Source organism: Ruegeria sp. BI7, assembly GCF_056537925.1.
In genome coordinates this window covers 207,045-221,250 of sequence record NZ_JBQFSK010000001.1, presented here as the reverse complement: position 1 = coordinate 221,250, position 14,206 = coordinate 207,045, and the positions used below count along the sequence as shown (strand labels likewise).

At 58.9% G+C, this 14,206-nt stretch carries 13 protein-coding genes; 5 read left to right on the top strand and 8 right to left on the bottom strand.

Features of this window, described 5'->3' with window-relative positions:
- Positions 1 to 54 precede the first annotated feature (54 nt).
- The 6 genes from ACR0JB_RS01110 to ACR0JB_RS01085 all read right to left on the bottom strand — a co-directional run bounded on the left by ACR0JB_RS01110 (position 55) and on the right by ACR0JB_RS01085 (position 5,820).
- Positions 55 to 294 carry an HP1242/YdcH family protein gene (locus tag ACR0JB_RS01110; protein ID WP_170347976.1) on the bottom strand — a complete coding sequence of 80 codons (240 nt, stop codon included), beginning with the start codon at positions 292 to 294 and terminating at the stop codon, positions 55 to 57.
- A gap of 79 nt (positions 295 to 373) precedes the next feature.
- Positions 374 to 2,032 (bottom strand): choline dehydrogenase, encoded by a 1,659-nt coding sequence (betA, locus tag ACR0JB_RS01105; RefSeq protein WP_480789621.1) that lies wholly within the window; start codon positions 2,030 to 2,032, stop codon positions 374 to 376.
- Positions 2,033 to 2,104: 72 nt separating this feature from the next.
- Positions 2,105 to 3,613 (bottom strand): choline-sulfatase, encoded by a 1,509-nt coding sequence (gene betC / locus ACR0JB_RS01100; protein WP_480789620.1) that lies wholly within the window; start codon positions 3,611 to 3,613, stop codon positions 2,105 to 2,107.
- On the bottom strand, positions 3,610 to 4,182 hold the full coding sequence (gene betI / locus ACR0JB_RS01095) for a choline-binding transcriptional repressor BetI (RefSeq protein WP_170347973.1): 573 nt from the start codon (positions 4,180 to 4,182) through the stop codon (positions 3,610 to 3,612). Before betI ends, betC begins: the two co-directional genes overlap by 4 nt.
- Before the next feature lie 89 nt (positions 4,183 to 4,271).
- Entirely contained in the window at positions 4,272 to 5,180 is a 909-nt protein-coding gene (locus tag ACR0JB_RS01090; RefSeq protein ID WP_170395587.1) for a DMT family transporter, read from the bottom strand.
- Positions 5,181 to 5,220: 40 nt separating this feature from the next.
- Positions 5,221 to 5,820 carry a LysE/ArgO family amino acid transporter gene (locus ACR0JB_RS01085; protein ID WP_170395585.1) on the bottom strand — a complete coding sequence of 200 codons (600 nt, stop codon included), beginning with the start codon at positions 5,818 to 5,820 and terminating at the stop codon, positions 5,221 to 5,223.
- An 88-nt stretch (positions 5,821 to 5,908) separates the two neighbouring features.
- Between ACR0JB_RS01085 and ACR0JB_RS01080 the strand changes: the two genes are divergently transcribed.
- Positions 5,909 to 6,799 carry a LysR family transcriptional regulator ArgP gene (locus ACR0JB_RS01080; RefSeq protein WP_170395583.1) on the top strand — a complete coding sequence of 297 codons (891 nt, stop codon included), beginning with the start codon at positions 5,909 to 5,911 and terminating at the stop codon, positions 6,797 to 6,799.
- Here the strand turns inward: ACR0JB_RS01080 and ACR0JB_RS01075 are convergent.
- Complete coding sequence (locus ACR0JB_RS01075) at positions 6,794 to 8,083, bottom strand: permease (RefSeq protein WP_170395581.1); 1,290 nt, start codon at positions 8,081 to 8,083, stop codon at positions 6,794 to 6,796. The genes ACR0JB_RS01080 and ACR0JB_RS01075 overlap by 6 nt on opposite strands.
- Positions 8,084 to 8,218: 135 nt before the next feature.
- Positions 8,219 to 8,959 (bottom strand): YebC/PmpR family DNA-binding transcriptional regulator, encoded by a 741-nt coding sequence (locus ACR0JB_RS01070; RefSeq protein WP_170347968.1) that lies wholly within the window; start codon positions 8,957 to 8,959, stop codon positions 8,219 to 8,221.
- 110 nt (positions 8,960 to 9,069) lie between these two features.
- Between ACR0JB_RS01070 and ACR0JB_RS01065 the strand changes: the two genes are divergently transcribed.
- The 4 genes from ACR0JB_RS01065 to ACR0JB_RS01050 all read left to right on the top strand — a co-directional run bounded on the left by ACR0JB_RS01065 (position 9,070) and on the right by ACR0JB_RS01050 (position 14,196).
- On the top strand, positions 9,070 to 10,842 hold the full coding sequence (locus ACR0JB_RS01065; RefSeq protein WP_170395579.1) for an SLC13 family permease: 1,773 nt from the start codon (positions 9,070 to 9,072) through the stop codon (positions 10,840 to 10,842).
- A gap of 16 nt (positions 10,843 to 10,858) precedes the next feature.
- Positions 10,859 to 11,593, top strand: a complete 735-nt coding sequence (locus ACR0JB_RS01060) for a glutamine amidotransferase (RefSeq protein ID WP_170395577.1) — start codon at positions 10,859 to 10,861, stop codon at positions 11,591 to 11,593.
- A 72-nt stretch (positions 11,594 to 11,665) separates the two neighbouring features.
- Positions 11,666 to 12,523 (top strand): bile acid:sodium symporter family protein, encoded by an 858-nt coding sequence (locus ACR0JB_RS01055; protein WP_170395575.1) that lies wholly within the window; start codon positions 11,666 to 11,668, stop codon positions 12,521 to 12,523.
- Positions 12,524 to 12,534: 11 nt separating this feature from the next.
- On the top strand, positions 12,535 to 14,196 hold the full coding sequence (locus ACR0JB_RS01050) for an FAD-binding dehydrogenase (protein ID WP_480789619.1): 1,662 nt from the start codon (positions 12,535 to 12,537) through the stop codon (positions 14,194 to 14,196).
- The last annotated feature ends 10 nt before the right edge of the window (positions 14,197 to 14,206 follow it).

The window sequence follows — 14,206 nt, the reverse complement described above, 5'->3', positions numbered from 1 at the left end:
ACTTCGGGGGAGTCGCGGCCTGCGGCGACGGGGGCATCGCCCCCGCCTTAAGGTTTAGGCTTTCGACAAGATCGCCCAGATCTCATCCTTGAGCGCCGCGCGCTTCTTGCGCATTTCACCCTCGGTCAGATCTTCGACTGGTTCGATGTTGGTCTCGGCCCGATGCACGATGCGGTTGATCTCGTGATACTCATCCGCCAGCCGGGCAAAATGTGCATCCGATTGCTTGAGCTGGCTCATCAGCTCGACCTTATCCGGAAACTCTTCGGCCAGTTCATGCGGGGTGTGGGACATTCCTGTTCGCTCCTCAAAATATGTCGTTGCGATTCAAGTCTATACGTCTTTTCCACACCCTGCTTTGACGCGGATCAAATCACCGCTGCGCTGTTGCCCATGCCGGATGAATCCACGGGCGGTCATTGGCTTTTGGCAGGGTTTCTTTACCCAACAGATGATCCGACATTTTCTCACCGACCATGATCGACGGCGCGTTGAGGTTGCCGTTGGTGATCTGCGGAAAGATCGAGCTGTCGGCGACGCGCAGGCCGTCCACACCAATCACACGACCCTCAGGATCGACCACCGCATTCTTGTCATCGGCCCGACCCATGCGACAGGTGCCGCAGGGGTGATAGGCGCTTTCGGCATGTTCGGCGATGAAGCCATTCAGCTCTTCGTCTGTCTGCACGTCGGCACCCGGCTGGATTTCCTTGCCCGCATAGGGTTTGAACGCATCTTGCCCGAAAATCTCGCGGGTCAGGCGGATACATTTGCGGAAGTCCTCCCAATCCGTTTCGTGGCTCATGTAGTTGAACCGGATCACCGGCGCGTCCTCGGGCTTGGCCGAGCGCAGCGTGACTGCCCCACGCGAAGGCGAGCGCATCGGCCCCACATGCGCTTGAAAGCCATGCCCCTCGGCCGCCGCCTGCCCGTCATACCGAACAGCAATCGGCAGGAAGTGATACTGGATGTCCGGGTATTCGACACCGGGGTTCGACCGGATGAAGGCCGCGCTTTCGAACTGGTTCGACGCGCCAAGGCCGGTTTTGGTAAACAGCCACTGCGCCCCGATCAAGCCCTTGCTGATCAGGTTCCAGTGCTTATACAGCGTGATCGGCTGCAGCGAAGCCTGTTGGATATAAAGCTCCAGATGGTCCTGCAAATTCGCCCCCACACCGGGGCGATCAGCGACAACTTCGATCCCATGTTCGGCCAGATGTGCCGCCGGACCAATGCCCGACAACATCAGCAGCTTGGGCGAGTTGATCGAGGATGCGGCCAACACCACCTCGCGCCGCGCGCGGATAATTTCCTTTTTACCACCACGCACCAGCTCAACACCCGTCGCACGGCCGTTCTCTATCACCACGCGCGCGGCCAGCCCGCGCACGATATCGCAGTTTTCACGATTGAGCGAAGGCTTCAGGTAAGCATTCGCAGCCGACCAGCGCCGCCCTTTCCAGACGGTCTGCTCCATCGGGCCAAAGCCTTCCTGTTTTTCGCCGTTATAATCTCCAGTGACTTCATAGCCAGCTTGCTGACCAGCATCGACAAAGGCCTGAAACAGCGGATTTTCACGGGGACCGCGCGAAACATGCAACGGCCCATCAGTGCCGCGCCATTCAGGATCACCACCATGGCCACCATCATGCCAGGTCTCCATACGCTTGTAGTAGGGCAGCACATCCGAATAGGACCAGCCATCAGCCCCCATCTCGGCCCAGGTGTCAAAGTCACGCGCATGACCGCGTACATAGACCATGCCGTTGATCGAGGATGACCCACCGATCACCTTGCCACGCGGACAGGCCAGACGGCGGTTATTCAGGTGCGGCTCAGGCTCGGAATGATAGCCCCAGTCATAGCGCGACATATTCATCGGATAGCTCAGCGCCGCGGGCATTTGGATGAACGGACCGGCATCGGTGCCGCCGTGTTCGATCACCAGAACCGAGGCCCCAGCCTCGCTCAGGCGATAAGCCATCGCGCATCCTGCGGATCCTGCGCCAACGATGACGAAATCTGCTTCCATTATTTGGTCTCCATGCCCCGCCGAACCAAGTTGCGAATTTTCGGCGAGGTATCTTCGATTAGGTTGATAAGTCTATTCGCCACGCGGAAAACGGGCGTTTTCCTCGACGACATTCAGATCCATGTGATTGCGCATGTAGCGTTCCGATGCCTTCTGCAGCGGCTGGTAATCCCACGGGTAATACCCACCCTGCCGCAGCGCCTCGTACACCACCCAGCGGCGGGCCTGGCTGGCGCGGACATCCGCGTCGAACTGATCCAAATCCCAGCGCGCTTCGGACTTGGCGCGCAGCGATTCCAGCGTTCCGGCATGCGTCGGGTCTTCGGCCAGATTGGCCTGTTCGTGCGGGTCGGCTTCAAGATCGAACAACTGGTCCGGGTCCAGCGCGCAGCGGTTATATTTCCACTTGCCATAGCGCAGCGAAACCAGCGGGGCATAAGACGCCTCGGCCGCGTATTCCATTGCTACGGGCGCGGTGCGCTCAACGCCCTTGGCCAGCGGCACGAGGTCTTCCCCATCGGTCCAAGGTTCGATCTCGGCCATGTCGACACCTGCCAACGCACCCAATGTCGGCGTCACGTCGATTGTCGAAACTGGCGTGCCGATCCGGCCGGCAGGCAAGTCAGGGGCCGAAATCATCAGCGGAACACGGGACGAGCCCTCGAAGAAGGTCATCTTGAACCACAATCCACGCTCACCCAGCATATCGCCGTGATCCGAGACAAAGAGGATGATCGCCTCTTGCCGTGTACTTTCCAGCACTTCAAGAATCTCGCCTATCTTGTCGTCCAGATACGAAATATTGGCAAAATAGGCGCGGCGGGATTTGCGGATATCTTCTTCGGTGATGTCGAAGCTGCGCCAGTCATTGGCGTCAAAAATCCGTTTGGAGTGCGGGTCTTGGTTGTCATAGCCAAGGTCCGCGACCTCGGGCAGCAGATGTTCGCAATCCTCGTACAGGTCCCAATACTTGCGGCGCGCCACATAGGGATCATGCGGATGGGTAAAGCTGACGGTTACGCACCAGGGTCGGTCATCCTTACCGCGCGCCAGATCATACAGCTTGGTTTTGGCGTTATAGGCGACCTCGTCGTCGTATTCCATCTGGTTGGAAATCTCGGCCACGCCTGCGCCCGTCACCGAGCCCATGTTGTGATACCACCAATCAATCCGTTCACCCGGTTTGCGGTAGTCGGGCGTCCAGCCGAAATCGGCCGGATAGATATCGGTGGTCAGGCGATCCTCGAACCCGTGCAACTGATCGGGGCCGACGAAATGCATCTTGCCGGACAGGCAAGTGTAATACCCCGCACGGCGCAGATGGTGCGCATAGGTGGGGATGTCGCTGCGGAACTCAGCGGCGTTGTCGTAGACGCCGGTCCGCGACGGCAACTGGCCGGACATAAAGCTGGCCCGCCCCGGCGCGCATAGCGGCGAGGCCGTATATGCATTGGCGAACCGTGTCGACCTTTCCGCCAATTTCTTCAGATTGGGTGCATGCAGCCAGTCTGCGGGACCATCTGGAAAGAGTGTCCCGTTGAGCTGATCCACCATCAGGATCAGAATGTTCGGTTTTGTCATTTTTCAGCCTCGAGCAGAGTGTTGAGGACACGCAATGCGTGATTAACCGCCAGTTGCGGCTTTTTCGGCGCGCTCAGCGCGGCGCGGATATACAGCCCGTCAATCAGAGCAATCATATTCTCGGCCGCTTCGACCGGGTCGCTCATCAACGGGCGCAGGGCATCAATCAGATTGGAACGGATACGCGCCTGATAGATCTGCCACAGGCGCAGCGCGTCATCGTTGGTTTGGGCCAGAACGTAAAACGTCATCCATGCGGCAATGACATCGGGCGTAAAGCACGAGGGCGCAAAACAGGCCCGGATGATGGCCTGCGCCCGCTCCTGCGGTGCGGCTGCCTTAAGCTCGCTGCGAGCCTCGGCACCGAAATCGGACAGGATGCGTTGCATCGCCGCCAGAAAAATCTGGTCTTTGCCACCGAAATAGTGATGCGCAAGGGCGCTGGACATGCCGGCCCGCTTGGCGATTTGGCTAACGGTCACATCTAGGGATTTCTTCGACCCAAGCTCGGCAATCGTCGCCCGGACGATTGCGTCACGGCGGATCGGCTCCATTCCGAGTTTCGGCATAGCTGTCCCCTCCCTATGACTGGTAGGAAAACGCTACGGTGTTTTTATTGACTCGTCAATCAATAACCATTTCCGCACGCTGAAACCTGCTAGAGTTTTGAAGCTATACTGGGCGTGGTCAGGTTGCTGCGGTTCAAAACCGCTTCGCGCCAGGCGATGAAGCTGACGGCAGACAGGATCAGCGTACCCCCGGCAACAACCCAGATGTCAACACTTTCGTGAAAAACCAAAGCGCCCAGCAGTGTGGCCCAGATCAATTGCAGGAAGGTCACCGGCTGCGTGACCGCCACCGGAGCCGCCTGCAAGGCCAGCGTCATGAAATAGTGCCCCGCGGTGGCAAAGCAGGCGACCAGAAACAAAACCCAGATGTCACGCAAGCTGGGCGGCTGCCAAACGGCGATGGCAAAGGGGATCAACGCCAGTGTCACCCAAATCGACAAATGCGCCACGACCACCGATGGTGGAATATCGCGCACCAGCAGTTTGGCCAGCAGGTAGGACCCTCCAAGCAGCAGAGCAGTTCCTAACATGGCCAGGTGACCGGTCGAAACCTCTCTGAACCCCGGGCGCAGGATGATCACCACACCGACCAACGCCACCATTATCGCCGCAATCCGGCGAAAGGCCAGCGGCTCACCCAAGAACAGCGCCGCACCCAACGTGACATAGACCGGCGTCATATAGTTCATCGCCGTGACCTCGGCCAATGGGATCTGGGTCATTGCATAGAACCACAGCATCACAGCAAAGGCGTGAATGATCCCACGCAGCCCGAACAGGGTCAGATGACGCTTTGTGAGATGAGTCGACAGGATCAAACGCAGGGCCGGCAACAGAAATACCAACCCCAGAGCATAGCGTATGAATGCCGCCTGGATCGGACTCACTGTTGTGCCCAGCGATTTGACCAAGGCCGTCATCACCACAAAGGACAGCCCGGCGGCAAACATCCAGAACATGCCCGCAAGGGGACGGTATGAGGTGGCAGACGTTTTCATGCCGAAACCTGAACACTGAAAACTGCGCAGGTACAACCCTTCACATGGCAACAAGTTTCAGTGCGATCCCCAGCATGACAATACCGATGACCACATCCAGAATCTGCCAGGCACGCGGTCTTACAAAGACCGGGGACAGCACCCTGGCCCCATAACCGAGGGAAAAGAAGAACACGAAGCTGGACAGCATCGCACCGCTCGCAAAGGCCAGACGGTCATCATACTGGGCCGAGATCGATCCGATCAACACTACCGTATCCAGATAGACATGCGGGTTGAGCCAGGTAAAAGCCAGCACCGTCAGCAGCACCGACCGCAGGCTGGCGCGCTGACCTTCGGCCACGTCCATCGCCGCCCCACCCTGCCACGCAGATTGCAGGCTGCGCAGCCCGTACCACGTCAGAAAGATCGCCCCTCCGTATCGCATGGCGGTCTCAAACCAAGGTGCCGCTTCGGCCAGCGCACCAAACCCTGCGACACCTGTGGCAATCAGGATGGCATCCGACACTGCGCAGGTCAGACACAGGGGAAAAACGTGTTCGCGCCGCAATCCCTGACGCAACACAAAGGCGTTTTGTGCCCCGATGGCTAGGATGAGGCTGAAGCCCAGTAAAAAACCGGCGAAAAGGGATGCGGACATGATGCCTCCTGTGCGTTCAGGGGCATTGACTATGTGCATTTTTGCATCCTATCAAATTAAAGATGTTGATCCTAATTAAGTTTAGCTAATGATACTCGACCCCAACCACTTGTCGGCTTTGTCGTCGATTCTGCGGCACGGCAGTTTTGAGGCCGCTGCGACGGAACTTACGGTGACGCCTTCAGCCATATCCCAGCGGATCAAGGCATTGGAAGATCGCGTGGGGGCAGCGTTGATCAATCGTGGACCGCCTTGCACCGGAACACCGGCGGGGCTGCGTATTGCCCAGCATGCTGAGGATATCGGTTTGCTCGAAGCGAAGCTGGCCCGCGAACTGACATTGGATCAGGGCACCGGCCCGGCCCGTGTCCGCGTGGCAGTGCCTGCCGACGTTCTGGCCACGTGGTTCATTGATGCCATGGCACAGGTGGATGGGTTGTTGTTTGATCTGGTGGTGGATGATCAGGATCACTCGGCCGAGTGGTTGCGGCGCGGCGAGGTCAGCGCCGCCATCACGGTAGGCGGTCAGCCGGTTTCGGGGTGCGACTCCTATGCCTTGGGCGCGCTGCGCTACATCGCGACCGCCAGCCCGGCCTATATGCAGCAATGGTTTGCCGAGGGTGTAAACGAACGCTCGCTGGCCCTTGCCCCTTGCCTGACCTTCAACCGCAAGGACAGCCTTCAACGATCGTGGATCATCGAACAGATGGGGTGCCGGATTTCCCCGCCCTCGCATTTTCTGCCGTCACCGCAGGGGTTTGTGGATGCGGCCATCGCTGGGTTAGGTTGGGGCATGAACCCTGTCGGGTTGGCGCAGACCGCATTGAGTGACGGCCGGCTACGCCCGCTGCTGCCTGACGCCCCCCTTGACGTGGGTCTGACTTGGCAGGTGGGGCGCGTTCTGTCCTCTGCGCTGATTCCGCTGACCCGTGCGGTCAGACAAACCGCGGCAAAGGAGCTTCTTCCGTCGCAATCATGACTGTCCTGGTTGCGCGCCCTTGGCCTGTTCCGCGTTGGGAAGGACCACGCGGTAACAGGTGAGGGCAGCAAACAGACTGACCATAGTGATGAACACAATGGCCCACGCAACCTCATGCATATGGGCGACCCCGGCCAATGCCGCCGACAGGATCACCGCCGTGATCCGGCAAATACTTTTGATCGCCGCCGCGCCTTTAACACGTTGATCCTTTGGGGCCACGTCCAAATAATACAACTGCCGCGCACCGCTTATGCCAGTTACGGCCACGGTCACAACGAACAGCGCGATAGCATGCAGATGGACTGCGTGATCAATACCCAGAAAGTGGACAGTGACCAACGTGGCACCTGTCGCGGCAACCATCAGGTTTCCGGCCACCATGACGGCGCGGTGGGATTTCATGTTTACCAGCTGCCACAGCGGCGCCGAGACCAAATATCCCGACGCGGATGAGATGATCATGGCCGTCAGTCCCTTGGCTGAGGCATGATGCGCCTCGGCCGCGATCAGGGCAAAAAATGGCACCGACAGGGAGACCACGACCAAGGGCAGCCGCATGACCAGATACCGACGGAACCAAGCCTGGTCGAACATGGCGGCAATATCGGTAAAGTTCTCTGAGAATTTCCGTTTCCGCACCCTTTGCGGTGTGTCCTTGACCTCATCCCCTCGTGCGATTTCCGAGATCGCAAGAATGGACAGGCCAGACAGAACGAAAAAGGCCACCGAAACCGCAATCACGGTGGAATGGCGGGAAAACGGTGGGTTTTCCTTGGTGATCTCATGGACCAGCAGCGCCAATCCGATGGCTCCCAACCCGCCTATACCTAATTGAAGATAGTGCATGATCATCCGCGATTTGGATTGCACTTGATCCCCTATCAGATCCGTTAACATCAACGACTGGATCTCTTCGATCAGACCAATCACGAAGAACGCCGCGACAAAGGCCAACGCAATCGCAGGGACAAACCCGGTCGCGGCCACCAAAACAGCCATGACAAGACAGGCGCCTATACAAACCTCGGTAAGGGCAATCCCGCGTTTCTTCTGCTGTCGCGCCGAAATCGGCTGTGCCAGAAAGATATCCGAAATCATGCTGCCGACCATCCGAATGGACACCAATGCGCCTGCGATGAACATGGGCAATTCAAAAGAAACGGCCAGAAACGGCAGCACGATAGAAGGGCTGCCAAGCGTCCACGCGACCTGAGACAGGATGCTCTGACCGGTCAGAACAGGAATGTTGCGTTTGGGTTGGCTGGCTGGGCTGTCCGTCATTCGCTCAATCAGATTATGTGCCGTTTGGGCACAGATATTCTGGTCAAGCCTATCGGGTTCTGTCCAACCGGCCAAGAACCCGCAATGCAAAAAACCCGACCAGAGGCCGGGTTTTCCAACAGAAATTCAAAACGCTTAAAGCTGTGCCATGACCTCGTCTGTGGCCTCGAAGTTCGTGGTCACGCGCTGTACGTCATCGTCATCTTCCAGCGCATCGACCAGCTTCATCAGCTTTTGCATGTCTTCCAGCCCCAGTTCGGTCGTGGTGGTGGGTTTCCAGATCAGCTTGGTAGATTCGGATTCGCCCAGCGCGCCCTCCAGTGCGTTCGACACATCATTCAGGTCGGTGTCAGCACACCAGATGATGTGACCGTCTTCCGAGCTTTCGACGTCTTCGGCGCCGGCATCGATGGCGGCCTCAAAAACGGTGTCCGCATCGCCTGCAGTGGCCGGATACACCACCTCGCCCTTGCGGTCGAACATGAACCCGACCGAGCCGGTTTCACCCAGATTGCCGCCATTCTTGGAAAAGGTTGAACGCACGGTCGAGGCGGTGCGATTGCGGTTGTCAGTCATCGTCTCGACGATCACAGCCACACCGTTCGGGCCGTAACCCTCATACCGGATTTCTTCGTAATCGTCGCCTTCACCCGCAACCGACTTTTTGATCGCCCGGTCGATCACGTCCTTGGGGACTGAGTTCGACTTGGCCTCTTTAACTGCCAAACGCAGGCGTGGGTTCTTTTCGGGATCGGGGTCGCCCATCTTGGCGGCGACGGTGATTTCTTTCGACAGTTTGGAAAACAGCTTGGACCGCGCGGCGTCCTGACGTCCCTTGCGGTGCTGGATGTTGGCCCATTTGGAGTGGCCTGCCATGGTGCGTCCTCGTGATAGTGATTGCGTATTCGGCGCTCATATAGACGTTTGCAGGGCATGGGATCAAGAGAGCGGCTTGCGAGACGCCCCCTTGCGGGTATGGTGACGGGATGACGACAGATCAGATTATTCTTTTCACCCTTTTTGCCACTGTATTCGGAATGCTTCTGTGGGGGCGGTTTCGCTATGATCTTGTGGCGTTTTCTGCGCTGTTAATCGGGGTCGTTCTTGGCGTCGTGCCGGTGGACAACGCCTTTGCCGGGTTTGGACATCCGGCAACCATTATTGTGGCGTTAGTTCTGGTTGTCTCAGCAGGGCTGGTTCGGTCGGGGGCGGTGTTTCTGATCACGCGCACGCTGGTTGATGCCTCGCGCGGGCTTGGCGCGCATATCGCACTGATGGGCGGGATCGGAGCTGTTCTGTCGGCTTTCATGAACAACGTGGCCGCATTGGCCTTGTTGATGCCGGTCGACATTCAAACCGCGCGCAAGGCGGGGCGGTCGGTAGGCCTGACCCTGATGCCGCTGAGCTTTGCCACCATTCTGGGCGGAATGGCCACCCTGATCGGGACGCCGCCAAATATCATAATCGCCTCGATCCGTGCCGAAACATTGGGAGAGCCGTTCCGGATGTTCGATTTCGCCCCTGTCGGCGGGTTAGCGGCCATTGCCGGGCTGACCTTTGTGTCTTTGATCGGATGGCGTCTGATCCCGAACCGCGGCCCGCAAGAGGAAACGTCCGAGGCGCTGGCGGAATACATCGCCGAACTGACCATCCCTCCGGAATCAGCGCATATCGGCAAGCGGGTCAGCGAATTGTATGAGGCCGCCGAGAAATCCGACGTCGCCATCATCGGTTTGATCCGCGATGGCAAGCGGCGCTATGGACGATCGGCCCATGCCACCTTGAAACCGGGCGACGCGCTGGTGCTTGAGGCGCGGCCCGAGGCACTGGATGAATTCCGTGCAGCGCTGAACCTCGATTTTTCGGACACGCGGCGGCAGGAGTTGCTGACGGCCGAGGGCGACGGGCTGGAAGTGATCGAGGTTGTTGCCACCGAAAGCGCCCGCATTACCGGACGCACCGCGCAAGGGTTAGGGCTTGCCTGGCGGCAAAGCACTGTGCTGATGGGCATCTCGCGCCAGGGTCGCCGTATCACTGAACAGGTCCGCAAGACCGAAGTCGAGGCAGGCGATATTCTGCTGCTGCTCTGCCCTCGTGACCGCAGTGCCGACGTGACCGAATGGCTGGGCTGCCTGCCGCTGGCCACGCGTGGCTTGAACGTCACCGCCAATGACAAGGCCTGGCTGGCCATCGGGCTGTTTGTCGCTGCGGTATTGGCCGCAAGTGTCGGGCTGATCTACCTACCGATTGCTCTGGGGTTTGTCGTAGTCGCCTATGTGCTGACCAAAATCTTGCCGATTGCCGATCTCTATAACCATATCGAATGGCCGGTCGTTGTGCTGCTGGGATCGATGATCCCGCTGGGCAGTGCTCTGGAGACATCAGGCGGCACCGAATTGATCGCCAATGCGCTAGTGCAACTGACGGATGGCCTGCCCGCATGGGCGATCCTGACGGTATTGATGGTTGTTACAATGACCCTGTCGGATGTGCTGAACAACACCGCCACGGCCATCGTTGCGGCCCCCGTTGGCATCCAAATGGCGCGCACGCTTGAAGTCTCTCCCGATCCGTTTCTGATGACGGTTGCCGTGGCAGCCTCGGCCGCGTTCCTTACCCCGATCGGGCACAAGAACAACACGCTGGTGCTGGGGCCTGGCGGATATCGGTTCGGGGACTACTGGCGCATGGGGCTGCCGCTGGAAATCCTCATCGTTGCAGTTTCCGTTCCTGCCATCCTTGTCTTCTGGCCGCTTTGACGGGTAAGGGCACTGCATGAAACGATTTCTGATCCTGCAACTGCGTCCCGAGACCGAAGCTTCGGACGCCGAATACGCCTCGATTCTGGACAAGACCGGTCTGTCGACGGACCAGACCCATCGTATCCGTCTGGATTGTCAGGGCCTGCCCGCGGGTCTGGATGTGACAGATTATGCCGGCGTTATCGTAGGTGGAGGCCCCGGTTGCGTCAGTGATGATCCGGCGACGAAATCCGAGATGGATGCAGGTATCGAAGCGGCCATCATGGGTTTGATGCCGCAGATCACCGCGAATGATCACCCTTTCATGGGCTGCTGTTACGGATTGGGCATTCTCGCGGCGCATCTGGGCGGCGATGTCAGCAAGAAACAGTTCGGAGAACCCGTCGGCCCCTCGACCTGCCAACTGACAGATGAAGGCGCGCTTGACCCGCTGACCGCCGGGCTGGGCGACAGTTTCGAGGCTTTCGTCGGCCACAAAGAGGCTGTGCAGTCCCTGCCCGACGGATGTGTCCACTTGCTGGCCTCGGACCCCTGTCCGTTTCAGATGATCCGCTGGGGTCAAAATGTGTATGCCACGCAGTTCCACCCCGAGGCCAACGCGCAAGATTTCGAACAGCGCATCAATATCTACAAGGATTTCGGCTACTTCCCGCCCGAAGACGCCCAGCGTCTGATCGATATCTGTCACGCCGCCGAGGTCACCAAGCCCGGCGAAATCCTGCGCCGTTTCGCCCAACGCTATATGTGACCTAACGGCGCGGTTGCCTGCGCCTTGAACACTCGCTTAGGCTGATCCGAACGGCTGAGGGAGGAGTTGTTCTTGGATTTGCTAATAAATGTCGGGCTGCCGTTGTCGCTGGCCATTATCATGCTGTCCCTTGGTGTTGGGCTTCAGGTATCTGACTTCCAACGGGTGCTGCGCCGGGGTTATCCTTTTGCCATAGGCGCGCTAAGCCAAGTTGTTTTGCTGCCCGTCGCAGCCTTCATCATAGTCAAACTCTTCGCTTTGCCGCCCGAGATCGCGGTGGGGTTCATGCTGCTTAGCTTTTGCCCCGGAGGGGTCACCAGCAACATCCTGTCCAAACTGGCCAAGGCCGATGTCGCGCTGTCGGTTAGCCTGACTGCCGTGATCAGCCTGTTGTCCATGATTACCGTTCCCGTTTTGGCGGCTTGGACCATCGCTCACTTCATGGGCGAAGACGCGCCCGACGTGTCGATCACCGGGCTGGCAATTGCAATGTTCTTGATCACCACACTGCCCGTCGCCATCGGCGTCAGCCTGCGCCATTTCGCAGCCGGATTTGCCGAACGGATCGACGCGCCGCTGTCCAAGACGGCCACCGTTCTTTTCGTTCTGATCGTGATCGCCGCGCTTGCCGGGAACTGGCAGTTGTTCGTCGACAACCTTGGGATCATGGGCGCGAGTCTGATCACGCTGAACGTTGCGCTGTTGGCGATTGGATTGGGAATTGCCCGTACCGCGAAGCTGTCGTGGACGGAAAGCAAAACGGTCTCAATCGAAACCGGCATTCAGAATTCGACTCTGGGGATCACGTTGGCGGCGCTGATCACCGGGACAGACAGCGGGTTCAGCCCGCTGGCTCTGCCCTCGGCCGTCTACGGGATCATGATGTATGTCGTGGCCCTGCCCTATATCGCCTGGCTCCGCAGCCGCTGAAAGGACAAGAAATGACCAACACTACTGCTGACGCCATTGTCGTGGGCGCCGGACTGGCCGGGCTGGCCGCTGCGGCTGAGTTGGGGGATCGTGGCAAGAAGGTGATCGTGCTGGATCAGGAGCCTGAGCATTTTCTGGGCGGGCAAGCGCATTGGAGTTTGGGCGGTCTTTTCATGGTCGACACGCCAGAACAGCGCCGGATGGGCATCAAAGACAGTCAGGACCTTGCGCTGCGCGACTGGATGGGCAGCGCGCAGTTTGACCGCAAAGAAGACGCATGGCCCCGCAAATGGGCCGAGGCCTATGTGGAATTCGCCGCAGGTGAAATGCGTCCGTGGCTGTATGAGATGGGCCTGCGCTGGTTCCCTATCGTTGGCTGGGCTGAACGCGGTGGGTCCTATGCGGATGGTCATGGAAATTCAGTGCCGCGGTTTCACATCACATGGGGCACCGGACCGGGCGTTCTGAAGAACTTTGTCCGCCGCGTGCGCGAACATGTCAGCGCCGGTCTGATCGAGTTGAAATTCCGCCATCAGGTCAGCCACATCATTATGCAGAACGGGTGCGCCAAAGGGGTCTCGGGCGAGGTTCTAGCCGATGACACGGCACCCCACGGTGCCAAAACCAACCGCGATGAAGTGGGTGAGTTCGAGATCTATGCGCCCTCGGTCATCGTTACCTCGGGCGGAATCGGTGGCAATTTTGAGATGGTGCGCAAAAGCTGGCCCCGCGATCGGCTGGGTGAGCCGCCCAAAGATATGGTGGCGGGCGTTCCGTTTCACGTCGATGGTCGTATGATTCCCATAAGCGAAAAGGCCGGCGGGCACGTCATCAACGGCGATCGGATGTGGCACTATACTGAGGGTGTGCGGAACTGGAATCCGATCTGGCCCGGGCATGGCATCCGTATCCTGCCCGGCCCCAGCTCAATGTGGTTTGACGCGCGTGGCAATCGGTTGAAACCGCCTTTCATGCCGGGGTTCGATACGCTGGGCACGCTGCAGGAAATCCTGAAAACCGGGTATGAATACAGCTGGTTTGTGCTGACTCAAAAGGTGATCAAAAAGGAATTCGCCCTGTCGGGTTCGGAACAGAACCCAGACATGACTGATGGCGGCTGGCGCGAGGTGCTGTTCCAGCGCGTCCTGACCGGCTCAAAAGCCACTGCGCCTGTCGAGGCCTTTAAGGAACATGGTGAGGATTTCATTGTCGCCAACACTCTGACCGAACTGGTCAGCGGTATGAACCAGATGGGCGGTGGGTTGATTGACGAGGCGCATCTGCGCGCCCAGATCGAGGCGCGGGATAGCCAGGTCGACAACCCCTTTACCAAAGACGCGCAGATGGCCGCTATTCTCGCCGCGCGCAATTATCGCGGCGACAAGCTGATCCGCACCGCCAAACCGCACAAGTTCCTTGATCCCTCAAACGGCCCGCTGATTGCCGTAAAGCTGCACGTGCTGACCCGCAAAACGCTTGGCGGGTTACAGACCAATCTCGACAGCCAGATGATCGGCTCGGATGGTCAGGTTGTGTCCGGCCTGTTTGCCGCAGGCGAAGTCGCCGGGTTTGGCGGCGGCGGTTATCACGGCTACAACGCGCTGGAAGGCTCGTTTCTGGGCGGCTGCATATTCTCGGGCCGCAATGCCGGGCGATCAAGGGCCGTCGCCTGACGGCCCCGCC